This window comes from Arthrobacter sp. B1I2, from assembly GCF_030816485.1.
In the GTDB taxonomy this organism is placed as follows: domain Bacteria; phylum Actinomycetota; class Actinomycetes; order Actinomycetales; family Micrococcaceae; genus Arthrobacter.
In genome coordinates this window covers 615,813-642,378 of record NZ_JAUSYC010000001.1, presented here as the reverse complement: position 1 = coordinate 642,378, position 26,566 = coordinate 615,813, and the positions used below count along the sequence as shown (strand labels likewise).

The window sequence follows — 26,566 nt, the reverse complement described above, 5'->3', positions numbered from 1 at the left end:
CAAGGGATGCGGCAGGAGGGTTCGAAGGACAGCATGCTGACCTGTGAACCAAGTCACAACTGTAAGCGCTTGCACTTAATTACTCCAGTGTTTGTGGAGGGTGCTTTCGCCTATGAAGGTCTGCCTGGAGGTGCCGTCAGCCGGCGGATACCAGGGCAGTGGGGGATGGAGTAGGCAGGCTGTGAAGCGCCGGGCCCGGGAGCCCGGTGACGGGATCCAGCTCAAACGTGGCGATGTTGTCCGACCGTTCGTGGGCCACGTGCAGCCAGCTTCCCCGGACCAGGTGATGCCGTGGCCAGTCCCCGCCGCTGCCGATGTCCTTCACGGGGATCAGTTCGGTGCCGTCCGCTGCGACTTCCAAAACGCTGATGACGTTGGAGCCGCGGACGCCGGCATACGCGAAGTTTCCCTGCGGGCCGAGGCAGATTTCGGCGGCGGAATCGCCTTCCTGGCTGGCGCCTGCCGTTGCCGGCCCGCGGAATACCAGCTCGTAAGTGCCTGCCTCGGGACGGACCACGAAGACCTCCACGGAGTACTCCGACACGATGAAGACGTTGCCGGTTGGGTGCTCCACCATATGGCGGGGGCCACAACCGTAGGGGAGGACCACTTCATGGTCAGCCACCAGCCCGGTGCCCGGCTCGTAGGTCCAGATGCGGAGGACGTCATGGCCCAGGTCTGTGGTCATGATCCGCCCGTCACGCAGCATGAGGCTGGCGTGGGCTCGGCTTTGTCGGGGGCTGCCGGGAGAAAGGCTGGCGTGGGGGTCGGCCGACGGTGCGGCCGGGAACCGCCCGATCATGCCGCCGTCGGCATCCAACTCGTAGAGCAGGACCTGCCCGTCGCCCCAGCAGGCAGCGGTGACAAAGCGGCCGATCGGGTCCACGGCCACGTGGCACGTGGCCTCGCCGGCCCGCTCCGGTGTCCCGTGCAGTTCCAACGCAGAATCGCCCCGGCGGCGGTAGGCCTGGACCTTTTTGCGCTGCTCCGCCGCGGCGTACACCACCGGCAGCGTCGGGTGGACGGCAAGGAACGACGGCGACTGTGCCTCGACTGCCGTGCCCAGCCATTCGAGGCTTCCGTCCGGATGCTCCCGGACAGCACCGATGCCATCGGCGCGGCCGCCGCCGTCGGGGGTGTAGGTGCCGATCCAGAGAATGTTGCTGGTTGTGCCCGTAGTCATGGTCCCATCCTGCCAATTGTTGCCGTCCATTCCCGTGCGCCCGGCCACCTACTAGCATGGAATTTCCAGCAACGGCTGAAGGAGGTGGGTCCCATGACTGCTGTAACGGTATTGGGGATCCCCTCCCGGCGTCGGCCGGAGAGCCTGGCCTAACCGGCGTGGGGGTACCCGTCAGCTCACCGAATGGCGTTGCTGCGCCGCCTCCTGAGCCACAGGCTGTGCACAGTCCTTCCACTTCGCCGGTCTTCGAGGAAGTTGCCTGTGCCTTGCGGTCCGCGGGCTGTGTATTTGCGGAGGAAGAGGCCCGTCTGCTGCTGGCTGAGGCTTCAAGTCCCACCGGCCTTGCCCGGAATGTCCAGCGCCGGGTGGAAGGCGTCCCCCTGGAACACATCCTGGGCTGGGCAAAATTTGCGGGCCGCCGCGTCCTGGTCGAGCCCGGCGTCTTCGTGCCGCGGCGCCGTACCGAGCTGCTGGTCAACGAGGCACGGGCCCTGCTGCCGGACGGCCTCGAGCCGACGCTGCCGGTCGTCGTCGACCTCTGCTGTGGGTCCGGTGCTGTGGGAGCGGCACTCCTTCATCAAGTGCCGTTGGTGGAGCTGCATGCCGCGGACATCGACCCCGCGGCGGTACGGTGTGCCCGTCGGAATGTTGTGCCCCTTGGTGGTCAGGTGCATGCGGGGGACTTGTTCGACGCCCTCCCGTCCGTGTTGCGCGGCCGTGTCCAGGTGCTCGTTGTCAATGCTCCTTACGTTCCCACGGAAGCCATCCGCACCATGCCGCCGGAAGCACGCCTGTACGAGCCCGTTGTCTCCCTTGATGGCGGTCCTGACGGCCTGGACTTCCACCGCCGGGTTGCTGCCGGTGCTCGTGGGTGGCTGGCCCCCGGCGGTCATCTGCTCATCGAAACCAGCCAGCGGCAGGCGGCCGGCACCTCCGCAATCCTGGCTGCAGCCGGGTTCCGCACCCGGACGGTCCGTTCGGAGGAGCTTGACGGGACCGTGGTTGTCGGTCGCGCGGTTGTCCCTTGCGTCATGGGTTAGGTCTTCATTCTTGTGGGTGGGGTGGTGGCGGAGGTTTGAAGTAGTGGTTTTGCTGGGGTGTTTGGGTGGGGTCGATGTAGGGCGGGGGGATGAAGGTTGGGGTGTCGTGGGTGGTGGTGATGGTCCATTGTTCTTTGTGGATGAGGTGGTGGTGGTGGCTGCAGAGCAGGACGCCGTTGGTGGTGGTGCTGGGGCCGCCACGTGACCAGTAGGTGATGTGGTGGGCTTCGCACCAGGGTGCGGGGATAGTGCAGTTGGGGAAGGCGCAGCCTTGGTCACGGGCGATGAGGGCGGTGCGTTGGGCTGGGGTGAAGAGGCGGGTTTTACGGCCGAGGTCAAGGATTTCGCCGCGGGTGCCCAGGAGTGCAGGGATGATGTCGGCGTCGCAGGCGATTTTGCGCAGGGTGGCCGCGGCGACGGGGCCGGTGAATGCGAACGCACCGGTCCCTGATGCCGTTCCAGGCCCTGCCCCTGGCTCTCTCCCTGTCCCGGGTTGTGTGGTGCGGGTGGGGAAGAGGTCCTGGTAGTGGATGGTGGCGATGATTTGGGGTCGGTTGCCGCCGGTTGTGGGCAGGGTGTTGGTTGCCAGGGCGATCTTGGCGGCGGTGATGATGCCGTCCAGTTGTTTTTGTGGCCGGGTCCGCCGGTCCAGGTCGGGCAGGTCAGGGTTCCTGCTTGTCCGTTGACCCGACCGGACTGTTCCCGTGCCGTCATCGGATTTGGTTTCACTGGCCGTGCCGTTCGTGGCGGTGGTGCCTGTTTCCGTGCTGTTGGTGCGGGGGTTGGTGGCGGTGTTCATGACGGTGAGGAGGTGTTCGTACTGGTCGGTGGTGGCGAAGATTTCGAGGTGGTGCAGGCCGTGGCGGGGTTTGCGGATGAAGGCGCCTTGGGTGTGGCGGAGGGCTTCTTCGGTGGGTTCGGTGCCGTCGGCGTCAATGGTGTCGGTCCATCGTTGGGCCAGGCGGGCGAGGAAGTCGGGGTCGGTGGTGGTGGCGGCTTTGGTGAGGTGGTGTTCGATCCGGTCCAGGGTGCCGGCGGTGGTGTGGTGTTGGAGCCGGTCCAGGGTGGCGGTGATGAGTGTGCCGGCGTGCGAGGACACCGCCGGCCCCTGCACTGACCCGGTTTCGGTGATGCCGGCTTCACTGCTGCTGGGCGTGCTGGGCGTGCTGGGGGCGAGGGCGGCGGCGATGCGGGGCCGGGCCGGTGGGACGGGTTGGCCGGTGAGGCTGGTACCAGGGAGCGTGTGCTGGGCGAGGGTGAGCCGGCGGCGGGCTTCGCGGATGGGAATCCGGAGGCGCAGACGGAGGAACTCAGCGGTGTTCCGGCAACCGTCATCGGCCGGAGAGATCGCGACAGGGCGGGTGGGACTGGCGAAGCGGGCGGGCCAGTCAGCGTCAGTTTCATTCAGGGTTTCCACACCGTCGGCGTCCCACATGGAGCGCCTGCCGCGGCTGTATCCTGCTGCGGCTGCGTCTCTGATGGCCTGTGCGCGGGTCCGGTCCACGGTCCCGGCTGCCAGGAGCTGGAGGTACTCCATGTTGCGGGAGAGGCGCTCAACGTGGTCAGCGAAATCGGCGGCCTGGGCGTAGGTGGCCGTTGCGAGCACGCCCGGGGCGGCCAGGGCGGCGGCGGCAAGCTGCGCAGCCAGCCCGTCCAACACGTCCCGGCCCGGAATGCCCGGCAGGTCCGGGCTCAGAAACAGGCGCGGCAGGTCCGGGCTCAGAAACAGGTCCGGCTTCAAAAACCAGCTCAGAAACAAGTCCGGGGTCAAACACGGGCTCAGGTTGCCGTGCAGGTTCCTCCCCAGGGACCGCGTGAAGGTAGGCCGGACGCGGCAGCCAACTGCCGGCGTCGTCCGTCTCCCCAAGCTGCTCCCCAATGGCCTCCATAACCCAACTCTGCCAGCCAGCACTGACAATCAGGAGTCGGCAATACTGCTATGTGGAAAACTTGGGCGGGAGTTGTCCCGAGTCCTTTTAGACACTGCTGGTTAAACGCTGCTGGCCGCCGCGTCCCCCAAGGATCGCGACGGCCAGCAAGGCGATTTAGTTGTAGCACATAGCCGGTACATTCCATTTGTCACGCGGCGGTGCCGGCGTAACGAACGGGGACGAAGCGGCAATCAGGCTTTGGTGTCGGTCCCGTCGGAGGTACCAAGGTTGGTGGTTTCCGGGTGCGTGCTGTGCGCGGGGATGTGGTCTTCGCCCAGGCCACCGGCATCGCCGGCCGTGGAAGTGGAAGTACCAGCGACAGGCGCCGGGGAGTGGCTCCCGCCGGACGTACCGGACGCGCTGTCCCGGTGCATCGCAGAGCCGATGACTGTGCCTGCCCGGCGCGCTGCCTCACTCAACTGGTCCGCCACCTCAGGCGCCTTTTCCTTGATGGTCTCAGTAGCTACAGAGACCTTGTCCTGGACGGGCTTGCTGTCCCAGAGACCGGCGGCGCGGGCCTTCAGCTTGTCATAGGCCGCACGGCCTGAACGCGAACCGAGGACGTAGCCGACGGCAACGCCTGCACCCAAAAGAAGCTTGTTTTTCATGATGAACTCCTGCTCTGCGAGAAGGTTGTCAGTCCCGGCCGGGGTAGCGGGCGCCCGTTACCGGAGAAAATGAAAACCGGCCTGGGGATAGTGTCCCCAGGCCGGCCTCCTGGCTTGCCCGTTTAGTTATCCGCGGGCGCTGCGCTTGGTGACCATGCCGTAGATGGCAAGGACGATCAGCGAGCCGACGATCGCCAGCAGCCACGTCTGGATGGAGAAGAACTCCTGCAGTCCACTGCCGAAGATCAGTCCGCCCAGCCAGCCACCGAGGAAGGCGCCAACGACGCCCAGGATCAGGGTGATGACCCAGCCGCCGCCCTGCCTGCCCGGGAGGATCGCCTTAGCGATCGCACCAGCAATAAGTCCGAGAATCAGAAATGCAATAAATCCCATTTGTCGTTCCTCTTCCTAAGTAAAGGAGGCCTCCGGATCCCGGAGGCACTTCATCCTTCTGCCTCAATAGTAATCATGCTTACTATCTTTTTGCCAACCCCGTATTTGTAAAAAGGCGCAGTTCAGGCCGGTTTCAGTGCCCGGTTTTGTCCGAGTCGTTGCCCGCTCCGGGGCCCTCATCCAGGATCGATAATTCCGCTAGATCCTGCGGATCCAGGGCGAAATCGAACACGTCCAGGTTCTCCGCCATCCGCTCCGGTGAGGCCGTCTTCGGAATCGTTACCAATCCGTTTTGTACGTGCCACCGCAGGACCAGTTGTGCAGGTGTTTTTCCGTGTTTTTCCGCTAACTGGACGAGGACAGGAGCGCCGACTAAACCTGCCCCCGACCCGCCAAGGGGGCTGTACGATTCGGTGACAATTCCGTGCCTGGCGTGGAATTCCCGCTCCGCGGAGCGGGTTATTGCCGGGCTGAGCTGGATTTGGTTCACCGCGGGCACCACATCGGTCTCCGCCATCAGCCGTTCGAGGTGCGCCGGCTTGAAGTTGGATACGCCGATGGACCGGACTTTTCCCTCTGCCTGCAGCCGTTCAAACGTCTGCCACGTGGAGACATACTGGTCCCTGCCGGGCAGCGGCCAGTGGATCAGCAGCAGATCCACGTAGTCCAGCCCAAGGCGCTTCAGGGACCCCTCCAAGCCCGCCACCGCGCGGTCGTGGCCCTGGAATTCACCGTCGAGCTTGGTGGTGATGAAGAGCTCGTTGCGGTCCACGCCGCTGGCCCGCATGCCGTTGCCTACGCCGCGTTCGTTGCCATACTTCACGGCGGTATCGATGTGCCGGTACCCGGCTTCCACAGCCTGTACGACGGCGGCCGCCACCTGTTCGTCGTCCAGCGGCCAGGTGCCAAGCCCCAGCTGCGGAATCGTGTTGCCGTCATTGAGTTCGATGAGCGGTGCAAGTGTCATGCCATCAGTCTCCCCTGTATCGGCCGTCCCGGCTCTTAGAGGCCCGGATTCGAAAAGGCCCGGAGGATATTGCCGGCGTTGTAGTCCAGCGACACCCGGGCCGTACTTGATACCGTATCCGGGTTCTTCTGCTGGGCAAGGAAGTCCACGAACCGCTGCAGGGCCTGGCCTGCCTTGGTCGGCTCGCCGTCCTGGACTGCCTTTGCAGCCTGCTGGATGCTGGCGCCAAGCTGGCTCGCGACCGGCCCTGAGACATCGCCCGACTCCACCAGGTCCGCCAGGATGTCCTGCAGGGCCTTGATGCTGCCCGGGAGCCAGGCGGCGCGCAGCGGGACGTCGCCAAAGTTCATGTCGGAGGCAAAGTAGAAGTCCGTGTAGGCGGGCTGGTTGTAGGCCGTGTTCTGCCGGGCAACCTCGGCCCGGTACTGCGGATCGTGCATCAGGGTGTAGAGCTTGTGGTTGGTCACCTCAGTGCTCAGGTAGATGCGCAGGGCCGAGCTGTCTGCTGTCCGGACCACCATCTCCTCGCGCCAGTCGCCGAGGATGTCCGCCACCAGGCTGGGAGTGCCCTTGGTGCTGTTGTTGGTCCGGGTGCCTTCGGCCGTAAGCAGCCGCCCGCGCTTCCAGTCGTCGATGGTGGGGGTCTGGTCACCGGATCCGTTGATGATCTGCGTGGTCATGTCCGCGGCCCATTTGATGCTCATGTTGGTACCCGGCTGGGAGCCGGAGAGCTTGGTGCCGTCCGCGGCCTGCATGCCGATGGCCCAGTTCTCGATGCCGGGGACGGACGGGTCAACGTCGCCGATCATGCCGCGGCCGGTGTCCTTGCCCGAGTACGCGCCGAACAGCACCTCACCGGTGGCCGCGTCCCGCATGGCGTAGCCGTAGGGTGCGTATGCGGCGCCCTCGTGGACGGTGAAGATTTCCTTGCCCGGCCGGTTGGGATCGATGTCGGTGACGTGCATGGCGTCGCCGTGGCCCAGCCGCGCCTCTTCGCCGGGCGCGGCGCTGCCCGTTGGCAGGGTGTCGAACGACGTGTACAAAACTGAGCCGTCGTCGTCGAGCGTTGCCGATCCGTAGACGATCTCCTGCTTTCCGTCACCGTCCACGTCCGAGGCGCTCAGCGAGTGGAAGCCCTGCGTGGTGAGCTTGCCGTAGGTGGGGTCCGTACCGTCACGGCCGTGCGGGGAGTCGTTGAACGGGTTGGTCATGGGCGTCCAGCCGGAGTCCACGTTCCAGACCGGCGAGAGGTTGGCGCCGTCCCAGGTGTAGGTGGCCAGGGTGGTGCGGGTGTAGTAGCCGCGGGCAAAGACTGCCGCAGGCTTCCTGCCGTCGAGGTAGGCGACGCCGGCCAGGAACCGGTCCACGCGGTTGCCCGGTTCGATGCGCGCCAAGGCGTAGTCGCCCCACATGAGGCCGTCGTCGGTGCGGCCGGGCTGGTAGGCCACAGTTTTCAGTTCCTTGCCCGTGGCGCCTTCAAAAACTGTCAGGTACTCGGGTCCGGACACGATGAAGCCTTCAAACGCGCGCAGGTTGTTGCGGGCGCTGCGCGACGGAGCGTAAACGTCCATGAAGTAGTCCGTGAGCTTTTCGGCGTCGGCCTGGGACAGCGGGTATTTGTACTGCGGCGCGATGCCGAAGGCCTGCTCCAGGGTGGCGGGCCAGTGGCCGGCCTTGACCTCGGGGTGCTCGGTCCAGCCCTGGAAGGTCTTCACCATGTGCTGGTAGTAGTCCGCGGCGCTCATGCGGTAGTCATCCGTGTTGGAGTACCCGGCGTCAAGGTCGGACTGGAGCAGGGAGATGAAGGAGCTCGCGGCCACGCTTCCGTCGGCGTTGAAGCTGGTGCTCCTGGTCCCCGGAGCCGTCTTCATCATCATCTCCGCCCGGCCGTCGCCGTCGAAGTCGTTGACCAGCAGTTGGGTGTAGTGGGCGCCGGAGCGGATATTGACGCCGAGATCGATCCGGCTGAGGAGTGTGCCGTCCGCCTTGTAGGTGTCCACGTAGGTGTTGCCCGTGTAGCCCACCTGCGAGACGTCCTTGGAGTTGTTCGGGTCCCATTTGACGACGAACTCGTACTGCCCGTCGCCGTCCACGTCACCCACCGAGGTGTCATTGGCGGAGTAGGTGTAGGGCTGGCCGGCGGGGGTCACGCCGTCCGCCGGCTTCTTAAGCGGAATGTCCTTGAAGTTGCTTCCCCAGGGGGTGGCCGTGGCGCTGTGGTCCACTTCAACGCCCCCGACGACGGCACGCACCTGGTATGCCGAAGCGGCGGTTCCTGCGCGGTCCAGGAAGTTGGTGCTGTCTGTGACGGTGGCCAGTTTTTGGCCGTCACGGTACACATTGAAGTCAGTACCGGTGAGGCCGGTGGCCGAGGACCCGGTGGCTTCATTGCCCAGCAGGCGCCAGCTGAGGAAGACGCCCTCCGAGGTGCCGGCGGCCACCAGTCCGCGGTCCAGGTGGTCCAGCTGGATGCCGGGGTTCCCCGGCTTGGGGGAGGGGCCGACGGCGGAGGCCGGGGCAGCAAGGCAGCCAACCGTCAGTGCCAGGCCGGCGGCGGCCACGGAGAGAAGACGTACGGGGGTTAGGCGTGGATTCATCAGTGAATCCTTTCAATTTTGAGACCGGAAAACGCTTCCCAAGCAATCTATGAGTGGGGGAGGGGTCAAGGCAAGCCTTGTTTTCCTGGCTCTGGCAGGGTATTTAGAACGATGTAGAAGGTGGGCGCCAGACGCCCGCCAAGGCACGCCCGCCAAGAGCGCTTGGCGGGCGTGCCTTCAGCGTCCTGCCGTGTGGCGCCGGCCCTGTGCTAGGCGGGATCCTCCGCCAGCTTCCGCTTCAGGATCTTTCCACTGGGTCCCAACGGCAGTTCGGAAAGGATCCTGACCACCCGCGGGTACTTGTAGGCCGCGAGCTGGTTGCTGGCGAAGTCCCTCAACTCGGTTTCGGTGACCGTGGCCCCGGCGTCCAGCACAATGGCAGCGGCGATTTCCTGCCCGTGGGCGTCGTCGGGGATGCCGTAGACAGCGGCGCTCACCACTGCCGGGTGGGTCAGCAGGACTTCCTCCACTTCCCTGGGGTAAACGTTGTATCCGTTGCGGATGATCATGTCTTTCTTGCGGTCCACAATGGTGAGGTAGCCGTCGTCGTCCTTTGTCCCCAGGTCCCCGGTGCGGAACCAGCCGTCCACCACCGCCTCCGCGGTGGCCTCCGGCCGGTTGAGGTAGCCCTTCATCAGCAGGTGCCCGCGGATGACGAGCTCGCCGAGTTCGCCGTTGGGTAGCAGCTCGATGCTCTCCACGGTCTCCGGGCGGGCGATCTCGATGTCCACGCCCCAGATCGGGACGCCGATAGTGCCAGGCCGTGGCGCCGTCCCCACGTGGTTGAAAGCGGCTACCGGGGAGGTCTCGGTCAGGCCGTAGCCCTCATGGATCTCCACGCCAAAGACGTCGCGGAACTTGTCCATGACAGCCAGCGGAAGGGATGCGCCGCCGGAGATGCCGTACCGCAGGGCTGTCGGCCGGTCCGGCACCGTCTTGGCAGCTTCCAGGAGCGCCACGTACATGGTGGGCACGCCGAGGAAGATGTTGACGTTGTGCCTGGCCAGCAGCTTCAGGGCGTCCTCGCCGGTGAAGCGCGGCATGAGGACGATGGTGGCGCCGGCCCTCAGTCCCGTGTTGAGGACCACCGTCTGGCCGAACGTGTGGAAGAGCGGCAGGCCGCCAAACAGGACGTCACCCGGGCGGAAATCCATCACGCTGGTCAGCAGGACGCTGGTCTGTTCCACCAGCGCGAAGTGGGTTCCCAGCGCACCTTTCGGTTTGCCGGTGGTGCCCGAGGTGTAGAGGATGGTGGCTGTATCGGAGGGGCGGCACGGTTCATACGTCCGGATGGGCTCCGCGCCTGCGGCTTCCGCCTCCAGCCGGGGGAAGCCGCCGTCGTTGGGAGCCATCACGGTCAGGACGTCGACTCCGCTGGCCGCAGCACCGGCAGCGCCCTCCGCGAGCAGCGGAGCGGCGCAGATCAGCAGTCTGGCGCCGCTGTCCTGGAGGACGTATTCGATTTCGCGGGCCTTCAGCAGGGCGTGCACGGGGACCACGATGGCGCCGAGCGACAAGATGGCGTAGTACACCCGGGCGAAGTCCGGAACGTTGGGGATCAGGACAGCGACGGCGTCTCCAGGGCCGATGCCGCGGGCCCGGAGTGCACCGGCATAGGCGCGGGCCTGGTCCCAGAGTTCGCCGTAGCTGACCTGGTCCTCTCCGACGACGAGGGCGATGCTGTCGGGGGTCCTTTTGGCAGATTCAGCCAGGACGGCTGCGACGGAGATGGTGCCGAAGCCGTCGGCGGAGGTGGTGTTGGTCATGGCCTGCTTCTTGGTTGGGATGGTCATGCTTTGAGGATCAGGGCGTCGCCCTGCCCGCCGCCCCCGCAGAGGGCTACGACGCCGGTGCCTCCGCCGCGGCGTTTCAGCGCCAGTGCCTGGTGCAGCACAAGACGCGCGCCTGAGGCGCCGACGGGGTGGCCCAGGGCGATGGCACCGCCTTCGGCGTTCACGGCTCCAGTTTCGATGCCCAGGTCGTTGGCGGACTGGATGAGGACCGAGGCGAACGCTTCATTGATTTCCACCAGGTCCAGGTCCTGAACGGTGAGCCCCTCATCCTTGAGCGCACGTTCGATGGCCCGGGCAGGCTGGGAGTGCAGGGATCCGTCTGGCCCGGCAGTCTGCCCGTGCGCCCCGATTTCCGCGATCCACTCCAGCCCTGCGGCTTCCGCTGCCGCTTTGCTGGCAATGACCAGGGCTGCGGCGCCGTCGGAGAGCGGGGACGATGAGCCTGCGGTGATGGTGGCCGTCTCCTCCTTGGAGAACGCCGGCCGGAGCTGCGCCAGTGATCCGGCCGTGGTTTCCGGGCGGATGCCCTCGTCATGCTCGAGGGTTACGGCAGGGCCCTTGCGCTGCGGCACCTGGATCGGCGCGATTTCCTCGGCCAGCACCCCGGCAGCGCGGGCTGCTTCGGCGCGCTGGTGGGAGCGTGCCGCCACGGCGTCCTGCTCGGTACGGGTGATCCCGCGCCCCGCATTGCCGGCGTCGGTGGCCTCGCCCATCAGCTTGCCGCTGACCGGGTCCTGCAGTCCGTCGTGGTTCAGGGAGTCAAGTATGGGAGCATCACCGATGACGACGCCGGCGCGAAGCCCGGGGACCAGGTGCGGTGCGTTGGTCATCGACTCCTGGCCGGCGGCGACAATAAAGTCGGCTTCCCCCGTGCGGATCATCCGGGCTGCGTCAATCACGGCCGTCAGCCCGGACAGGCAGAGCTTGTTGATGGTGACGGTGGGGACGTCCCAGCCTATTCCGGCGGCCAGGCTGGCCTGCCTGGCAGGGCCCTGCCCGGCTCCGGCCTGGATGACCTGCCCCACGATGACGGCGCCGATTTGTTCCGGTGCCACACCGGTCCGTTCCAGCGCAGCCCGGATGGCATGAGCTCCCAGTTGGCTGGACGAGAAGGGCGTGAGGCTGCCCCGGAACCTGCCGAACGGGGTACGGGCGCCGCTCAGAATGACGGGGATGTTGGCGTTCTGGTTCAAGAACAGTCCTTTCGGGGTGGCGGTGCGGCGGAGGTCAGGCGAAGGCGGAGGTGCCGGTGATGCCCCGGCCGATGATCAGGGCCTGCATGGTCTCGGTGCCTTCGTAGGTGTGGATGGCTTCAATATCGGCCAGGTGCCGGGCCACGCGGTTTTCCAGGAGGATGCCGTTGCCGCCCAGCAGGTCGCGGGCGTTGGAGGCGATGCCCCGCGCAGTGCGGGTGCAGGTGTACTTGGCCAGCGATGCCTGCTCCGGTGTGAGCGTTCCGGCCTCATCGAGGCGCGTCATCTGCACCACCATCAGCTGCATGGTGGCAAGTTCGCTGAGCATCCGGGCCAACCGTTCCTGGACGATCTGGGAGGCGGCCAGCGGCCGGCCGAACTGCTTGCGCTGCTTGGCGTACTGGACGGCCGTTTCGTAGCAGGCGGTGGCGTGGCCGACGGCGGACCAGGCCACCCCCAGTCGGGTCGCCAGCAGCACACGGGCTGTGTCCTTGAAAGTACGTGCGCCGGGAAGGACGTTCCCTTCCGGGACGAAGACGTCCTCCAGCCTGATGTGGGCCTGCCAGATGGCACGCAGGGCAAGTTTGCCTTCGATTTTGGTCGCGGTGTACCCGGGGGAGTCCTGCGGAACCAGGTAGCCGTGGACCTGGCCGTCCTCACCCCGCGCCCACACGATGCTGACGCCGCCGATAGAGCCGTTGCCGATCCACTTCTTCTCACCGTTGAGCAGGAAACCGCCGTCAGTACGGGTCGCCGTGCTTTCCAGGGCCACCGAGTCGGAGCCGTGGGTGGGCTCCGTCAGCGCGAACGCCGCGTACTCGGTGCCGCTGGCGATCGCCGGCAGCCAGCGCTCCCGCTGCGCCGCAGACCCGCATTCGGCAACGGACCGCAGGGCCAGGCCGCCCTGGACCGCGATCATTGTTGCCACGGAGCCGTCACCGCGGCTTATTTCCATGTTCACCAGTCCGGCGGCCATGCTGCTCATCGGAGCGAAGCCGTCCACCGGAACGCCGTCGCGCAGCAGGTCCAGTTCACCCAGGCGCCGGAGCAGGTGCAGCGGATACTCACCGCGTTCCCAGTAGCCATCGATGACGGGGAGGACCTCATCCTGGACGAAGCGGCGCGCGCGGTCCCAGTAGGCTCGGTCCTCGTCGCTGACGCCGGCCAGGACGGACGCCGGATCCGTCCCCAGGGCCTCGGTCAGGAGGTAGCCCGGCTCCACGGTGCCGGCAGGGAAGCTGGTGGAGCGTCCGGTGCGCGTGGGCACGTGGGCGGGCGACGTCGTCGTCATGTATCTGCATCCTCTGAATCAATGGTGGTGGGACCACCGCAACCATGTGGCTTGGACCACAGGAACTAAGGATGCATTGAAACGCAGTTCCACGTCAAGAAACTGAGTATCAGCCGGAAATTGGTCCTCAGGGAAGTGCGTCCCGGACCGCTTGGGCCACCGCTTCCTTATCGGCCGAGCCCGGAAGGACGGTCACGACGACGGTCCGCGCCGGTTCGGTGGCAGCAGTGGCGGCAAGGAGTGCGGGCCTGAAGGTTTCCGCCAGGGACCGGAGTTCGCCCGCGAGGGCTGCGGCCCTTTTCCGGTCGCCATCCGCTGCTTCCGCGGCCTCGGGCGAGGCGCGCAGCCACTGCCGAAGGAAGGCGTTATGCACGGCCACCACGGCTGCGGCGAAGGCCACGGCCTTGTACCCGCGCCGCCCGTCCCGGGGCAGCTTGTCATTCAGGTACTGCAGGAACGCCCGCTCGTACCGATGCGAGGTGACCAGCTCCCGGTCCCGCAGGGCCGGAACCGCCTGCAGAAGTTCGTACCGGGCACGCGACGTTTCCCGGTTGCGCAGGTGGTGGTCGAAGACCAGCAATGCCGCGTCCGCAACGGCGGCCAGGGGCTCCAGCCTCGATTCCGCGAGCCGGTGGTTCACCTGGCTCAGGATCCGCTCATGGTCAGCGAAGACAACGTCCTCCTTGGACCCGAATCGCCGGAAGAACGTGCTGCGGCTCATGCCCGAAGCCTCTGCAAGTTCCTCAACGGACGTTGCGTCGAAACCCTGCCTGGCCAGGAGTCCGATGGCGGCCGCAACAGGTGTATCGACGACGGGTTGTTCGGAAGGGGGCAACGTCATGCGCCGAAATTAGCACAGTCACCATTGGGTGCCGGCCTCGCCGCCGACCTGCCCCCTGGCCTGCCGCCGGATACGGCAGGCCAGCGGCGCCGGGAAAGCCGGTTCAGGCGCCCTGCCGGGACCAGCTGGTGAGCTTGTCGGAGAGCTGCATGTAGGCCTCATTCACCTGCTGCAACTCCGGGTGGCTGTCGTACCACTCGACAATCTCCCGGGCCCCGTCCGCGAACGGGATGGTGGCGGTGTAGTCCGGGACCAGGGACTTGATCTTGGTGTTGTCAAAGACCACCGAATGGGACCGGTCGCCCAGGAGGTTGGAGCCCAGTTCCTGGTCGTGGGCGGCGATGGTTTCCGACGCCACGTGAACCAGTTCCGGTTCCCGCACACCTGCTGCCCTGGCAAAGAGCCGATAGATCTGGTTCCAGGGCAGGTACTCATCCGAGGTGATGGTGTAGCTTTCGCCCACCGCCTGCGGCCTTCCCAGCAGGCCGACGAATGCCTTGGCGAAGTCCCTGCTGTGTGTCAGCGTCCACAGCGAGGTGCCGTCGCCATGGACCATCACCGGAAGGCCGCTGCGCATGCGGTGGATGTCCGTCCAGCCGCCCACCATGGCAATCTTGGTGCGGTCGTAGGTGTGCGATGGCCGGATTACGGTCAGTGGAAAGTCCTGCTCCCGGTAGGCCCGGTAGAGCAGTTCCTCGCATGCGATCTTGTCCCGGGAGTACTGCCAGAAGGGGTTTTTCAGCGGCGTTGACTCCAGGATGGGCAGCCTGGTGGGTGGCTTCTGGTACGCGGAGGCGGAGCTGATGAAGACGTACTGGCCGGTCCGCTCCCGGAACAGGTCCATGCTTGTTTGCGCCTGGTCCGGGGTGTAGGAGATGAAGTCCGCGACGGCGTCGAACTCCCTGCCGCCCAGGACCTCCCGGACCGACGCGGCATCGCGGACATCCGCGTGCAGCACTTCCGTCCCGTCCGGGACCGGCCTGGTGGACTGGCCCCGGTTCAGGATGGTCAGCCGGTGGCCCAGCGCGACGGCGCGTTCCGCCGCCGCCGCGCTGATGACCCCGGTGCCGCCGATGAAAAGGATGCTCCTGGGCGCCACCGTATCGGCCGCTGCCGGGGTTACCACGCGTAGTCTTCCGGTGCCGTTCGGTGTCCGGGGAAGATGTCGTCCAGCTTCTTAAGCGCATCGGCATCCAGCGTGACGTCCAGGGCCCGGATGGCAGCGTCCAGCTGTTCCTGCGTCCGCGGACCCACGATCGGGGCGGTCACGGCAGGCTGGTGCAGGAGCCAGGCCAGGGCAACATCGCCGGGTTCATGCCCCAGTTCGTCGGCGAAGTCCTCGTACTGGCGGATCTGGTCCTGGTGCTTCTTCAGCGTTTCTGCAGCCCGTCCTTCGGTGCGCCGCACGCCCTCGCGTTCCTTCTTCAGGACACCGCCCAGGAGTCCGCCCTGCAGCGGCGACCAGGGGATGAGGCCCAGGCCGTACTGCTGCGCGGCCGGGATGACCTCCAGTTCCACCTGGCGCATGAACAGGTTGTAGATGGACTGCTCGCTGACCAGGCCGGTGTAGTTCCGCCGACGGGCGGCTTCCTGCGCCTGGGCGATGTGCCAGCCGGCGAAGTTGCTGCTGCCCGAGTACAGGATCTTCCCCTGCTGCACGGCCACTTCGATGGCCTGCCAGATCTCATCCCACGGAGTATCGCGATCGATGTGGTGGAACTGGTACACGTCGATGTAGTCGGTCTGCAGGCGCTTGAGGCTGGCATCCAGTGCCCGGCGGATGTTCAGCGCCGAGAGTTTGGATTCATTGGGCCGGTCCGTCATGGTGCCGTAGAGCTTGGTGGCCAGCACGGTGTGCTCACGGCGCTCGCCGCCCTTGGCGAACCAGCGGCCGATGATTTCCTCAGTCCAGCCGCGGTGGTCCACGCCGCCATAGACATTGGCGGTGTCGAAGAAGTTGATGCCGGCCTCGTGGGCCGAGTCCATGATGCTGTGGGCGTCCGCCTCCTCCGTCTGGGGGCCGAAGTTCATGGTGCCCAGGCAGAGGCGGGAGACTTTCAGGCCGGAGCGGCCCAGGTGGGTGTACTGCATGGAAAATCCTTTCGGTGGCGATGCCTGCCGGCGGATGGAATGCCGGTGGTGGAGCCTGTGGGAAACCTACATCTGGGTGAAGGCGGCGACGGCGGGATCGGAGCCAATGCGGGCGCCGGACTCCAGGGCGGTGATGGCGGCCAGTTCGTCCTGGGACAGCTTCAGGGACGAGGCTGCGAAGTTTTCCCGGATCCTGTCCGGGTTTGCCGATTTGGGAATGACGATGTTTCCGTTGGCAAGGTGCCAGGCGAGCACCACCTGGGCCGTGCTGGCGTTGTGCGCGCCGGCGATTGCCGTGACGGCGTTTCCGTTCAGGTCCCCGCCCTGCCCCAGCGGGCTGTAAGACTCCACGGCGATGCCCAGGCTCCGGCACTTCGCCGCAAGGTCCGCCTGCTGGTAGCTGGGGTGCAGCTCGATCTGGTTAACGGCCGGCACGGTTTCAGCCGACTCCAGCAGCGTGTCCAGGTGGTCGGAGAGGAAGTTGGAGACGCCGATGGCGCGGATTTCCTTGTTCTCGTAAAGCCGCTCCATCTCCTTCCAGGCCTGGACGAACAGCCCCTGCGACGGGACCGGCCAGTGGATGAGGTAGAGGTCGATGAAGTCCAGGCCCAGTGCCTTGCGGCTGTTCTGGAAGGCCTCCTGCGCCCGGGCCTGCTCGCCGTTGCGGAGCTTGGTGGTGACGAAGATGTCCTCGCGGGAGATTCCGGTAGCGGCCAGCGCTGCCCCCACTCCGGCCTCGTTGCGGTAGGCGGCGGCGGTGTCGATGTGGCGGTAGCCCGCTTCCAGGGCGTCCTCCACGGTCCGCTGGGTGTCTTCCGGCGGGACCTGGAAAACGCCGAAGCCAAGCTGCGGAATGGTGACGCCGTTGTTGAGTGTCAGCTCTGACATGGTGTGCTCCTTGGAACGTGATGGTGCTGAAACGATTTGAGGCTGGAACGATTGGTGCCGGCTGCTCGACATTGAGAAAGCGGTTTCCGCCGGCTCACTCCTGAGCCTATGCACTTTTTCCCATCAAGTCAGCAGACAAGGCTGTTCCTGTTTTTCCTAGGACCGGCAGTCCTACCTTCGTTGTAGAGCAAGGCATCCATCGGGGGCACAATGGTCTCCATGGGTCAAAGCGCCGAGTTCGGAAAATTCCTCAAGGCCATGCGGTCGCGGCTGAGCCCCGACGTTGCGGGGACCGGCCCCAGTACGGGCGCACGCAGGGTTCCAGGCCTCCGGCGGGAGGAAGTGGCCCGGCTGGCCGGGGTCAGCACCGACTACTACGTCCGGCTGGAACAGGGCCGCAACATCCACCCGTCACGCACGGTCCTGGATGCGGTGGCCCGGGCGCTTCGCCTGGACAGCAGCGAACATGCGCACATGATGGACCTGCTCGAGAACTGCGCCGGCGCCCCCCGCGAGCCCGGCGCCAATGCAGTGCAGGGCGTCCGCCCGGCACTGCGGCAACTCCTCGACGCGGTGGGGGATGTGCCCGCGATGGTGCTGGGCCGGCGCAGCGACGTCCTGGCAGGAAACAGGATGGCGTTCCTGCTGTTCGCCGACTTTCCGGCGCTGCCGCCCGCGGAGCGCAACCTCACCCGCTGGACCATCCTGGACCCCGCGGCGCGGGAACTGTTCAGGGACTGGAAGACGGTGGCGGCTGAAGCTGCGGGGTCCCTGCGGCTGGATGTGGGACGGCACCCGAATGATCCGCAGGCGAACCATCTGGTGGGCGAACTCGCCGTCCACAGTGAGCACTTCCGCCAGTGGTGGGCCGGACACCGGGTGGCCACCCGCGCGGCCGGCACTGTCCGGCTGCACCACCCGGCGGTGGGGGACTTGGAACTGAACTTTGAAAACCTTGTCCTGCCGGAGGACCCCGACCAGACGCTGAGGGTGTACTCCGCCCGGCCGGGATCGCCGTCGTCGGACGCCCTGGCGTTGCTGGGAAGCCTCGGCGCTGCGCCGGATGTGGACCGGAACCGGGACGCTGCGGCCGTACCGGAAAGCGGCGAGGCAGGCTGACCGCCCGCTCCTTCTGTACATTCGTCCAGCACGGAGGGCTGATTCTGGCCAGCCGCCCATTGGTGCGCGGTTTGCCGTTTCCTAGGGTGGGAGTACCAGCTTTCCCCGCCCAGTTTTAACACCCAGGATGGTCTCAACGATGAAACGCATCGCCCTGCTGAAGGAGCGCCAGGCGTCAGCCGGCGCCGCCTCCACCGCCACCGGTTCGCACTGCCCTGTTTCGGGTCTCTGGAGCCCCGACCTCGATCCGCACACCGTCCTGTCCTTCTTTGAAGGCCACGTATTTCCCGCCTTCGACGGCGTGCCCACCGTCTGGCGGCGGCGCAGCCCGGGCGCGGCGAACTAGGGCACATTCGGTCAAAAGTGAAGGGGTCGTGAAGCCAGGCTTCACGACCCCTTCGCGTTACGGCTGGTGTGTCTAGTGATCTTCCAGGCGGAAGCCGATCTTGATGGTGACCTGCCAGTCCGCGACCTTCCCGTCCTCCAGGTGGCCGCGGACCTCCTTGACCTCGAACCAGTCGAGGTTCCGGAGGGTCTGGGATGCCTTGGCAATACCGTTGCGGACGGCATCGTCCACGCCCTGGGTGGAGGTGCCGACAATTTCAGAAATGCTGTACGTGTGGTTGGACAACTTCGCTCCTCGTGATCGTCGATGCTCCCGGTTGCGGGGCGTTCCTGAAGCCTAGTGTGACTGCGGGAGCGTTGAACAGAGGCCAGGGCGCTGGAGTTTTTGGGCAGATAAGCGGACTTCCGGCCGCCCCAAGTCCGCATACGTGCCCAAAAACTCCGGGGCTATTTGGTTTCCAGCACCAGCTGCCTGAGGTCGTCCAGGGTCTGCTGCATGTGGGCGTCCATGGCTTCGCGTGACCGGACGGCGTCCCGGGATTTCAGGGCCTCGGCAATATTCCGGTGATGGCCGATTGCGTGCTCCTGAATGGCGGGAACGGCAGAGGTCTCAGTCCTGCGCTTTTCCAGCACGCGGTGCAGCGGATCAAACAGGACCGACACAAAGACGTTCCCGGAGGCGTGCAGGATGACGTCATGGAAGGCAAGGTCCGCCTCCACGAAAGCGGCGACGTCGTTGATGCTGTGGGCGGCCTTCATGGCTGAGACGTGGTTGAAGAGGGCCTCGATGTCCTCCTCCGCGATCCGTCCGGCGGCAAGCTCGCAGGCTCCGGTTTCGAGCATCCGGCGGAGCTCGATGAGCTGGATGGAGGCATCGGCGTCGTTCTTGCCCTCGGATGCGGCCCGGAGCACGGCTTCCAACGAGGCCCAGCGGCTCAGCGGATTCACGAATGTTCCCCGGCCGCGTTCCACGCTCAGGATGCGCTGGGCCTGCAGCGTCTTCATGGCTTCACGGACCGTCATGCGGCTGACCTCGTGGCGCGCGCTCAGTTCGTGCTCGCCGGGAACGGTGGAGCCGGGCGGGAATTCGCCTTCAATGATGCGGTCCAGCAACTCGTCGGCCACCACGCCAACCAGTGACTTCCTTGCCATGTTGCCCCCGATCCCTGTTCCCGGCCTGCGCCTGGCGGATATGTCAGACAAGTGTACTTGCGCGTCCGTATGTGGTGTGCCACACTGACATTCAAATGCAAGATGTCAGACATCTTACAGTTACCTTTACATCTGGATCCGCCCCGCCGGATCGCTACACAATGGAGTGCACTGTGACGCTTGAAGCAGACGTTCTGGCCGCCTATCCGGCAGACATGGACATCCCCGCCGGGTTGGTTGCCCGCGCGCTGGCCGCTTCCGACGCGGAGGTTCCCCGCGTCCTGGTAGTGCTCGACGACGACCCCACCGGCACGCAGTCCGTGGCAGACCTGCCGGTGCTCACCCGCTGGGAAGTGGAAGACTTCTCCTGGGCCTTGGGCCAGGGCAAGCCCGCCGTCTACGTCCTGACCAACACCCGCAGCCTTGACCCTGCAGAGGCGGCGGCACGCAACGAGGAAGTGGTCCGGAACGCCCTGACCGCGGCTGGCTCCGGCCTGCGCCTGGGCTTCGTCAGCCGCAGCGACTCCACCCTCCGCGGCCACTACCCCCTGGAACCGGACGTCATTGCAGCCACCGTTGCCGAAGTCAGCGGCGAGAAAACCGACGGCGTTGTCCTGGTTCCGGCGTTCCCCGACGCCGGCCGGCTCACCATCGGCGGCGTCCACTACATGCGCGGCACCGGCGACGCCAAGGGCACCCTGGTCCCCGTCTCCGAGACCGAGTTCGCGAAGGACGCGTCCTTCGGCTTCAGCACCTCCGTCATGGCCGACTACGTGGCGGAGAAGTCGCAGGGCAGGTTCCCCGCAGACTCCGTGATCGTCCTGGACCTGAACACCATCCGCGCCGGCGCCACCGCCCAGGACCCCGCCATCTCCGCCAAGGCCATCGCCGACGCCATCGAACCGGCCACCGACTCAACGCCCATCGTGGCGGACATTGTCACGGAGAACGACTTCCGCGCCCTGGCCCTGGGCCTTGATGAAGCGGAACGCCGGGGCAAGAAGCTCCTCTACCGCGTCGGCCCCCCGTTCGTCCGTGGCCGCATCGGCCAGGAAGTGCGCACCGCCCTCACCGCCGAAGAGGCCTATGCGGGCAACACCCCGTCGGAGGCAGGCGGCCTGATCGTGGTGGGCTCGCACGTTGGCCTCACCACCCGGCAGCTTAACGTCCTCACGGCAGAACACGGCTCTGCGCGCACCATCGAGATCGACGTCGAGAAGCTCCTTGGCGCCGAGCCGGAAGCCAAGGCGCACCTGGACCGGACGGTGGACGCCGTCGTCGAAGCCCTCCGCAGCGGTGACGTCATCGTCCACACCAGCCGCCTGCTCATCAAGACGGACGACCCCGCCGAAAGCCTGCGGATCGCCCGGACCGTCTCCGCCGCCGTCGTTGACGTGGTCAACCGGACCCTGAAGACCTTCCCGCCGCGGTTTGTCATCGCCAAGGGCGGCATCACCTCCTCGGATGTGGCAGCCCACGGCCTGGAAATCCGCCACGCGATTGTCCGCGGCCCCATGCTCCCCGGCATCGTCAGCCTCTGGGAACCGGTGGACGGACCCGCCAAGGGCATCCCGTACATCGTGTTCGCCGGCAACGTGGGCGACGACGATTCCCTGGCCCAGGTCACCCGCAAGCTCAGCAATACTTTCTGAAACCCGCACGAAATTCAACGGAGAACACCATGACCAGCAATTACACCGTTACCGTCCTGGGCCTTGGCGCCATGGGCCTGCCCATGGCCACCCGCCTGACCTCCCAGCTGACCGTCCACGGCTTCGACATCGCCGAGCCGCGCCTGGAGCTCGCCCGGGAAGCCGGCATCGCCACCTTCACCACGGCCCGCGAGGCCGCCAAGGGTGCTGACGCAGTGCTCCTGGCCGTCCGCAACGGCGAACAGCTCAACGACGTCCTCTTCGGCGAGAACGGCGTGGCCCCGGTACTCGAGCCGGGCGCCGTCGTCATCCTTGGCAGCACCGTGGGCACGGAAGCCATTCCCGCCACCGTGGCCAAGCTGGCCGAATACGGTGTGGACCTGGTGGACGCCCCGCTGTCCGGCGGACCCAAGCGCGCCGGCGAAGGTGACCTGCTGATCGTCGTCGGTGCTTCCGCCGAAGCCCGCCAAAAGGCCGCGCCGGCACTGGAACTGCTGGCCTCCACCCTGACCGTTGTGGGCGACAAACCCGGCGACGGGCAGGCCCTGAAGACCGTCAACCAGCTCCTCTGCGGCGTCCACATCGCCGCCGCGGCCGAGGCCCTGGCCCTGGCCGACGCACTGGGACTGGACCAGGCCAAGACCCTCGCCGCCCTGGAAGCCGGTGCGGCAGGATCCTTCATGCTCTCCAACCGCGGCCCCCGCATCCTGGAGGCCTACGACGAGGAAGGCGCCGAGGTCCTCTCCCGCCTGGACATCTTCGTCAAGGACATGGGCATCGTGGGCAAGGCCACCCGCGCCGCCGGCATGGCAGCCCCTGTTGCCGCCGCCGCCGAGCAGCTGTACCTCCTGGGCCAGGCCCAGGGCTTGGCGGCCGCCGATGACTCCGCCGTCATCAAGGTGGTCGCGCCCACAAAGCGCACCAAGTAAACCGCCCCCGCGTGGAGTTTTTGGGCAGATGCCACGACTAAAAACGCCTTTTGGTCCCGTTATCTGCCCAAAAACTCCACGCCGAAGAACGTGCGACGACGGCGGTCCCCCCTCCGCCGTCGTCGCACCTCCCAGCGCGGCTGGAGCGGTTCCCCGCCGCGTCCGGCCACACCGTTAACCCCTGATGCCCGTCTGCGCCCAGACCGGCAGGTCAAAGGAGACAATTCCCCGTGAACCACCTCATGAATCCGCTGATACAGCGGGCGGCCGATGCCCCGGCCATCAAACCCGCAGTTGAGCTCGGCACGCCGGTGCTGCTCACCATCGCCGCGGTGGGCATCGCCATCCTGCTGGTGATGATCATCCGCTTCAAGATCCAGGCCTTCGTGGCCCTGCTCACCGTCAGCATCCTGGTGGCCGTGGCTGCCACCATCCCGCTGCAGGACATCTTCACCGTGGTTTCCGGCGGAGTGGGCAGCACCATGGGCAAGGTCGCCATCCTGATCGCACTTGGTGCAGTGCTGGGCCGGATGATCGAGGTCTCCGGCGGCGTCCAGTCCCTCGCGGACCATTTCACCCGCAAGCTGGGTGCCAGGCGGGTGGCCGTCGCGCTCACCGCCGTCGGCTTCCTGGTGGCCATCCCCGTCTTCTTCGAGGTGGGCATCATCGTGCTGGTGCCCATCGTGTACGCCTTCGCCAAGATCGCCAAGGTCCACCCGGTCAAGTTCGGCCTGCCGATGGCCGGCATCATGCTCGCCATCCACGTTGCGGTCCCGCCGCATCCCGGGATCGTGGCCGGCGCCGGCGTGCTCGGTGCCGACATCGGACTCATCGCCCTGATTTCTCTGCTGATCTGCATCCCGCTGGGCTTCCTGTCCTACTGGGTTGCCGCCATCATGAACCGCAAGGACTACGAGCTGTTGCCTGCCGTGAAGGCCCAGGTGGAGGAATTCGGCTCCGATTCGCTGGTCAAGGTGGGCCATGACGGCCCCGGTGCCGCCGCGATCGCACCGCCCCGGCCGGCCCTGATCATCTTCCTGATTGCCGCCCCCATCGTGCAGATCCTCCTGGGTACCGCCGGCACCCTCATCCTCCCCAAGTCCCACCCGCTGTATGGCCTTGCAGCCTTCATCGGGAACCCCTTCCTGGCCCTGCTGGTAGCCGTAGCGCTGTCCTTCTTCCTGCTGGCCGTCCGCCGCGGCTGGTCCTTCAAGGAAACCGGCGAGATCTTCGAAGGCTCCCTGCCTCCCATCGCCTCCATCCTGATGGTCGTGGCCGCCGGCGGCGTGTTCGGCAACGTCCTGCAGGTTTCCGGCATCGGCTCCGCGCTCTCCAAGACCCTGGACACGCTCGGCGTTCCCCTGCTGCTCCTTGGCTTCATCATCTCGCTGGCCCTCCGCGCCGCGCAGGGCTCCGCCACCGTGGCCATCGTGACCACCACCGGGCTGCTGTCCGCAGCGGTCAGCGGCGGCGGCTACAGCCCCGCGCAGATTGCCGTGATCGTGATCGCCATCGGCTTCGGCGCCCTGGGACTCTCGCACGTGACGGATGCCGGCTTCTGGGTTGTGGTCCGCTACTACGGACTCACCGTTTCCGACGGTCTGAAGACCTGGACGGTCCTGACCACCGTCCTGGGCCTGGCCGGCTTCGCGCTGACCTTCGTTGCCTGGATCCTGGTGGGAGGCCTGGGCGTCTGATGCGTACCCGACTGGACCACCTGGTCACCTCCGCCCTGCAGCAGGGCTCTGCGGTGCCCGCCTTCACCTGCTACGACTTCACCACCGCGCTGGCCGTGGTGGGCGCCGCCGAGGAATCCGGCCGGGGCGTGATCCTGCTGGTGGCACCCAAGACCGCCGCCACCGCGAACGGTCTCCGGCTCATCGCGGCGCTGCGCGGCCTGGCTGATGCCGCTGCCGTGCCCGTCGCGGTGCAGCTTGACCACGCAACTGACCTCAAGGTCATGGCCGACGCCGTCGCGGCAGGGGCGGATTCGGTCCTCGCCGACGGTTCGTCACTCCCTTTCGAGGACAACATCGCGCTGGTCCGGGCGGCCCGCGAGCTGCTGGGCCCCGACGTGGTGCTGGAAGCGGAACTCGGCGGCCTGGCAGGGGACGAGGACCGCGCTTTCGGCGCCGACCAGTCCGGCGTGGACGTGGCAGGGCTGACGGACTCCGCGCAGGTGGAGGACTTCGTGTCCCGCACTGGTGCGGAACTGCTGGCAGTGGCCGTGGGCAACGTCCACGGCAAGTACAAGGGCGAGCCGCGGCTGCGCTGGGACGTGCTGCAGGACATCGCGGCGCGGATCCACATTCCGCTGGTCCTGCACGGCGCCTCCGGCATCCCCGCAGAGGAGCTCGTCAAGGCCGCGGCCATGAACGTTGGCAAGGTCAACTTCAACACCGAGCTGCGGACCGGGGTGCTGGCCACCCTCCAGGACCAGCTTCCCGCCCACCGCGCGGACGGCGAAAACCTGCAGGGCCTGCTGGCCACGTGGAACCAGGCGGCCAAGGGCTTCGCCGTCACCACGCTCGCCACACTGGCACGGTAACGCCACAGGAAGCAGCAAAGACGGGAGGCTGGGATCAACGAATGATCCCTGCCTCCCTTCTTTTTGCCCAGGGCTCGTGGCGCTTGGCGCGGGGTCGGCCCATGCTGCTGGCGGCCGCCGTCCTGGCCTTCACCGGACGAAAGTACCTCCGCGCCGCCCTGACACAGGGCACCACGCCGCTGCTCGCCGTCGTTCTTGGGCTGCTGGCAACACTGCCGTAAAGGCCGGCAACCGGCGAAAGTCCTGATACCGCGCGGGCCGCCGGGGGCACAATGGTCCCATGGGCAGCGTCGAGTCTTTGTAGGATCCCCGTGCGCAGCACCAGCAAGCGGGGGACAGGAACCGGGCCGGACACGGCAGGCCGTGATCCGGCCATCGACCTTGTCCGTTTCATCTGCCTGGTTCTGGTGGTGGTGGGGCACTCCCTGATGGTCAGCCCGGTCCTGCACCCGGACGGGACGGTGACAACCGAGAACACCCTCGCCGAACAGGACTGGTTCGAACCCGTCATCTGGATCTTCATGGTGATGCCGTTGTTCTTCGTCACCGGCGGCATCACCGGCCTGCAGTCCTGGCGCCGGCTCAAAGCAAGCGGCGGGACGGGGGCCCAGTTCATGCGCGCCCGCCTCCTGCGCCTGGTCCGCCCGGCCACCGCCCTGCTGGCAACGATGGTGGCGGGCCTGTCGGTGGCAGCCGCGCTGGGCGTGGACCAGCAGGTGGTCCAACTCGTGTCCGCCGGGGCGGCCATGCCGCTGTGGTTCCTGGCCGCCTACCTCGCGGCGCAGCTGAACATTCCGGTCCTGGCAGCGCTTCATGCCCGCGCGCCGTGGCTGACCTTCGGCCTGCTTGCCGGGCTGGTGGTTGCCGTGGACTGCCTCAGGGGTGCCTTGCCGGACCTTTCCAATGCCAACCTGGTGTTCGTGTGGTGCGCGGTCCAACAACTTGGTTTCCTGGCTGCCGACGGACACTTTTCCCGCCTGTCCCGCTCTGGGCTCCTGGGCCTTGCCGTGGCGGCACACCTGCTGTTGGGGCTCGTGACGGGCCTGGGACTGTATCGGGGTAACATGCTGGTCAACCTCAACCCGCCCAACCTGACCCTGGTGCTCCTGGGCGCCTCCCAACTGGCTGTGATGGAACTGGCGCGGCCGCTCCTGGCACCGCTGGCAGTCATCCGCTGGATCGGCCGGCTCCTGCTGCTGGTTGGTGCCAGGTCCCTGACGGTGTACCTGTGGCATCTGCCGCTGCTGGCAGGCATGTCCGGGTTACTACTTCTGGCGCCGATCCCCAAACCGGTCTCCGGAACCGCTGAATGGTGGTGGTCGCGGCCCGTGGTGGTCCTCGCGCTGGTCCTGCTGCTCCTGCCGGTGGCTGCAGCCTTTGGCCGTTTGGAAGAACGGACGACGGCGACCCACGCCTTCCGCTGCAGGCCCACCGTGGCAGGGGCCGCCGTCGTGGTGGTCTTCATCCCCGTGGCGGACGCCGCCCTCAACGGACTATCTCTGGGGCTGCTGGCAGCCGGCGCTGCCTGCTTTTCCGTGGCGATACTTCTGCTGGGGGGCTTTCCGTTCCGGCGGTGGGCTGCTGTTCCCAGGGCTCAAGGCAGGGCCCGGCGGAAGAGGGGGCGAGGGGGCATTGCCAGCGCGGTGAAGTAGTGCCAGTGTCGAACCATGACCGAGAACACCACGTCCGCGGAGGACAAGTTCACCGCCAATGTCACCCTGCGGCGCAATGACGCGCAGCACCGGTACGAACTCCTGGTGGATGACAGGCTGGCTGTGCAGGCCTTCTTCCGCGACCTTCCCGGGCACATCGATTTCACCCACACCGAGACCAGCGATGACTTTGAGGGCCAGGGCCTTGGCAAAGTCCTGGCGCACTTTGCCCTTGATGACGTGGTGGCCACCGGCAAACGCATCATCCCGCATTGCCCCTTCATTTCCGGCTACCTGCGCAAGCATGAAGGCTATGGCCAGTTCATCGACTGGCCGGAGGGCTGACCCACCCT

Annotated in this window: 24 protein-coding genes and 1 pseudogene; 10 read left to right on the top strand and 15 right to left on the bottom strand. The window is 66.5% G+C overall.

The annotated features are described in order from the left end of the window. Positions 1 to 136 precede the first annotated feature (136 nt). Positions 137 to 1,183 carry a lactonase family protein gene (locus QFZ57_RS02975; RefSeq protein ID WP_306897836.1) on the bottom strand — a complete coding sequence of 349 codons (1,047 nt, stop codon included), beginning with the start codon at positions 1,181 to 1,183 and terminating at the stop codon, positions 137 to 139. A gap of 218 nt (positions 1,184 to 1,401) precedes the next feature. Between QFZ57_RS02975 and QFZ57_RS02970 the strand changes: the two genes are divergently transcribed. Then, on the top strand, positions 1,402 to 2,223 hold the full coding sequence (locus tag QFZ57_RS02970; protein ID WP_306897834.1) for a putative protein N(5)-glutamine methyltransferase: 822 nt from the start codon (positions 1,402 to 1,404) through the stop codon (positions 2,221 to 2,223). A gap of 4 nt (positions 2,224 to 2,227) precedes the next feature. Here the strand turns inward: QFZ57_RS02970 and QFZ57_RS02965 are convergent, their stop codons facing one another. The 12 genes from QFZ57_RS02965 to QFZ57_RS02910 form a co-directional block, all read right to left on the bottom strand. After that, complete coding sequence (locus QFZ57_RS02965) at positions 2,228 to 3,964, bottom strand: HNH endonuclease signature motif containing protein (RefSeq protein ID WP_306897832.1); 1,737 nt, start codon at positions 3,962 to 3,964, stop codon at positions 2,228 to 2,230. A 381-nt stretch (positions 3,965 to 4,345) separates the two neighbouring features. Next, complete coding sequence (locus tag QFZ57_RS02960) at positions 4,346 to 4,762, bottom strand: YtxH domain-containing protein (RefSeq protein ID WP_306897830.1); 417 nt, start codon at positions 4,760 to 4,762, stop codon at positions 4,346 to 4,348. Between the two features lie 126 nt (positions 4,763 to 4,888). Next, positions 4,889 to 5,155 (bottom strand): GlsB/YeaQ/YmgE family stress response membrane protein, encoded by a 267-nt coding sequence (locus QFZ57_RS02955; RefSeq protein WP_056331329.1) that lies wholly within the window; start codon positions 5,153 to 5,155, stop codon positions 4,889 to 4,891. Positions 5,156 to 5,288: 133 nt separating this feature from the next. Further along, positions 5,289 to 6,122, bottom strand: coding sequence for an aldo/keto reductase (locus QFZ57_RS02950; RefSeq protein WP_306897826.1), 834 nt, complete (start codon positions 6,120 to 6,122; stop codon positions 5,289 to 5,291). A 35-nt stretch (positions 6,123 to 6,157) separates the two neighbouring features. Further along, on the bottom strand, positions 6,158 to 8,719 hold the full coding sequence (locus QFZ57_RS02945) for a rhamnogalacturonan lyase (protein ID WP_306897825.1): 2,562 nt from the start codon (positions 8,717 to 8,719) through the stop codon (positions 6,158 to 6,160). A gap of 209 nt (positions 8,720 to 8,928) precedes the next feature. Then, positions 8,929 to 10,485 carry a long-chain-fatty-acid--CoA ligase gene (locus QFZ57_RS02940; protein ID WP_306901511.1) on the bottom strand — a complete coding sequence of 519 codons (1,557 nt, stop codon included), beginning with the start codon at positions 10,483 to 10,485 and terminating at the stop codon, positions 8,929 to 8,931. A gap of 23 nt (positions 10,486 to 10,508) precedes the next feature. Further along, on the bottom strand, positions 10,509 to 11,705 hold the full coding sequence (locus QFZ57_RS02935; protein WP_306897823.1) for an acetyl-CoA C-acetyltransferase: 1,197 nt from the start codon (positions 11,703 to 11,705) through the stop codon (positions 10,509 to 10,511). Between the two features lie 34 nt (positions 11,706 to 11,739). Beyond that, complete coding sequence (locus QFZ57_RS02930; protein WP_306897821.1) at positions 11,740 to 12,996, bottom strand: acyl-CoA dehydrogenase family protein; 1,257 nt, start codon at positions 12,994 to 12,996, stop codon at positions 11,740 to 11,742. Between the two features lie 127 nt (positions 12,997 to 13,123). Beyond that, a complete protein-coding gene (locus QFZ57_RS02925; RefSeq protein WP_306897820.1) occupies positions 13,124 to 13,837 on the bottom strand; it encodes a TetR/AcrR family transcriptional regulator in 714 nt (237 codons plus the stop codon). Between the two features lie 103 nt (positions 13,838 to 13,940). Continuing rightward, positions 13,941 to 14,963, bottom strand: a complete 1,023-nt coding sequence (locus QFZ57_RS02920) for an NAD-dependent epimerase/dehydratase family protein (protein WP_306897818.1) — start codon at positions 14,961 to 14,963, stop codon at positions 13,941 to 13,943. After that, positions 14,957 to 15,928, bottom strand: a complete 972-nt coding sequence (locus QFZ57_RS02915) for an aldo/keto reductase (protein WP_306897816.1) — start codon at positions 15,926 to 15,928, stop codon at positions 14,957 to 14,959. The genes QFZ57_RS02920 and QFZ57_RS02915 overlap by 7 nt, the downstream gene beginning before the upstream one ends. Before the next feature lie 66 nt (positions 15,929 to 15,994). Then, a complete protein-coding gene (locus QFZ57_RS02910) occupies positions 15,995 to 16,816 on the bottom strand; it encodes an aldo/keto reductase (protein ID WP_306897815.1) in 822 nt (273 codons plus the stop codon). 219 nt (positions 16,817 to 17,035) lie between these two features. Between QFZ57_RS02910 and QFZ57_RS02905 the strand changes: the two genes are divergently transcribed. After that, the gene (locus QFZ57_RS02905; RefSeq protein WP_306897813.1) at positions 17,036 to 17,935 is read left to right on the top strand and encodes a helix-turn-helix domain-containing protein; all 900 of its coding nucleotides are present in this window, start codon (positions 17,036 to 17,038) and stop codon (positions 17,933 to 17,935) included. A gap of 139 nt (positions 17,936 to 18,074) precedes the next feature. Further along, the gene (locus QFZ57_RS02900) at positions 18,075 to 18,281 is read left to right on the top strand and encodes a hypothetical protein (RefSeq protein WP_306628965.1); all 207 of its coding nucleotides are present in this window, start codon (positions 18,075 to 18,077) and stop codon (positions 18,279 to 18,281) included. 72 nt (positions 18,282 to 18,353) lie between these two features. Here the strand turns inward: QFZ57_RS02900 and QFZ57_RS02895 are convergent, their stop codons facing one another. Continuing rightward, positions 18,354 to 18,566, bottom strand: a complete 213-nt coding sequence (locus tag QFZ57_RS02895; protein ID WP_306628964.1) for a dodecin — start codon at positions 18,564 to 18,566, stop codon at positions 18,354 to 18,356. 161 nt (positions 18,567 to 18,727) lie between these two features. Beyond that, the gene (locus QFZ57_RS02890) at positions 18,728 to 19,432 is read right to left on the bottom strand and encodes a FadR/GntR family transcriptional regulator (protein ID WP_306897810.1); all 705 of its coding nucleotides are present in this window, start codon (positions 19,430 to 19,432) and stop codon (positions 18,728 to 18,730) included. A gap of 173 nt (positions 19,433 to 19,605) precedes the next feature. On the opposite strand from QFZ57_RS02890, the gene QFZ57_RS02885 reads away from it, so the two are divergent. From QFZ57_RS02885 to QFZ57_RS02855, 7 genes and pseudogenes are all read left to right on the top strand, one after another. Beyond that, a complete protein-coding gene (locus QFZ57_RS02885; RefSeq protein ID WP_306897808.1) occupies positions 19,606 to 21,084 on the top strand; it encodes a four-carbon acid sugar kinase family protein in 1,479 nt (492 codons plus the stop codon). 29 nt (positions 21,085 to 21,113) lie between these two features. Next, complete coding sequence (locus QFZ57_RS02880; protein ID WP_306897805.1) at positions 21,114 to 22,013, top strand: NAD(P)-dependent oxidoreductase; 900 nt, start codon at positions 21,114 to 21,116, stop codon at positions 22,011 to 22,013. 230 nt (positions 22,014 to 22,243) lie between these two features. After that, positions 22,244 to 23,710: a GntP family transporter gene (locus tag QFZ57_RS02875; protein WP_306897803.1), complete on the top strand. Its 1,467-nt coding sequence runs from the start codon at positions 22,244 to 22,246 to the stop codon at positions 23,708 to 23,710. After that, positions 23,710 to 24,561, top strand: a complete 852-nt coding sequence (locus QFZ57_RS02870) for a class II fructose-bisphosphate aldolase (RefSeq protein WP_306897800.1) — start codon at positions 23,710 to 23,712, stop codon at positions 24,559 to 24,561. The genes QFZ57_RS02875 and QFZ57_RS02870 overlap by 1 nt, the downstream gene beginning before the upstream one ends. 101 nt (positions 24,562 to 24,662) lie before the next feature. Continuing rightward, a pseudogene (locus tag QFZ57_RS02865) lies at positions 24,663 to 24,782 on the top strand (DUF1304 domain-containing protein); the annotation flags it as partial. Positions 24,783 to 24,833: 51 nt separating this feature from the next. Continuing rightward, positions 24,834 to 26,213, top strand: coding sequence for an acyltransferase family protein (locus QFZ57_RS02860; protein ID WP_373461173.1), 1,380 nt, complete (start codon positions 24,834 to 24,836; stop codon positions 26,211 to 26,213). Positions 26,214 to 26,228: 15 nt separating this feature from the next. Beyond that, positions 26,229 to 26,558 (top strand): GNAT family N-acetyltransferase, encoded by a 330-nt coding sequence (locus QFZ57_RS02855; RefSeq protein WP_306628958.1) that lies wholly within the window; start codon positions 26,229 to 26,231, stop codon positions 26,556 to 26,558. Positions 26,559 to 26,566 lie beyond the last annotated feature (8 nt).

Coding starts and splice junctions, on each gene's coding strand:
- QFZ57_RS02975 (WP_306897836.1), bottom strand. CDS start 1,183: ATGACTACGGGCACAACCAGCAACATTCTCTGGATCGGCACCTACACC.
- QFZ57_RS02960 (WP_306897830.1), bottom strand. CDS start 4,762: ATGAAAAACAAGCTTCTTTTGGGTGCAGGCGTTGCCGTCGGCTACGTC.
- QFZ57_RS02955 (WP_056331329.1), bottom strand. CDS start 5,155: ATGGGATTTATTGCATTTCTGATTCTCGGACTTATTGCTGGTGCGATC.
- QFZ57_RS02950 (WP_306897826.1), bottom strand. CDS start 6,122: ATGACACTTGCACCGCTCATCGAACTCAATGACGGCAACACGATTCCG.
- QFZ57_RS02945 (WP_306897825.1), bottom strand. CDS start 8,719: ATGAATCCACGCCTAACCCCCGTACGTCTTCTCTCCGTGGCCGCCGCC.
- QFZ57_RS02940 (WP_306901511.1), bottom strand. CDS start 10,485: ATGACCAACACCACCTCCGCCGACGGCTTCGGCACCATCTCCGTCGCA.
- QFZ57_RS02930 (WP_306897821.1), bottom strand. CDS start 12,996: ATGACGACGACGTCGCCCGCCCACGTGCCCACGCGCACCGGACGCTCC.
- QFZ57_RS02925 (WP_306897820.1), bottom strand. CDS start 13,837: ATGACGTTGCCCCCTTCCGAACAACCCGTCGTCGATACACCTGTTGCG.
- QFZ57_RS02915 (WP_306897816.1), bottom strand. CDS start 15,928: ATGCAGTACACCCACCTGGGCCGCTCCGGCCTGAAAGTCTCCCGCCTC.
- QFZ57_RS02910 (WP_306897815.1), bottom strand. CDS start 16,816: ATGTCAGAGCTGACACTCAACAACGGCGTCACCATTCCGCAGCTTGGC.
- QFZ57_RS02905 (WP_306897813.1), top strand. CDS start 17,036: ATGGGTCAAAGCGCCGAGTTCGGAAAATTCCTCAAGGCCATGCGGTCG.
- QFZ57_RS02900 (WP_306628965.1), top strand. CDS start 18,075: ATGAAACGCATCGCCCTGCTGAAGGAGCGCCAGGCGTCAGCCGGCGCC.
- QFZ57_RS02890 (WP_306897810.1), bottom strand. CDS start 19,432: ATGGCAAGGAAGTCACTGGTTGGCGTGGTGGCCGACGAGTTGCTGGAC.
- QFZ57_RS02880 (WP_306897805.1), top strand. CDS start 21,114: ATGACCAGCAATTACACCGTTACCGTCCTGGGCCTTGGCGCCATGGGC.
- QFZ57_RS02870 (WP_306897800.1), top strand. CDS start 23,710: ATGCGTACCCGACTGGACCACCTGGTCACCTCCGCCCTGCAGCAGGGC.
- QFZ57_RS02860 (WP_373461173.1), top strand. CDS start 24,834: ATGGTCCCATGGGCAGCGTCGAGTCTTTGTAGGATCCCCGTGCGCAGC.
- QFZ57_RS02855 (WP_306628958.1), top strand. CDS start 26,229: ATGACCGAGAACACCACGTCCGCGGAGGACAAGTTCACCGCCAATGTC.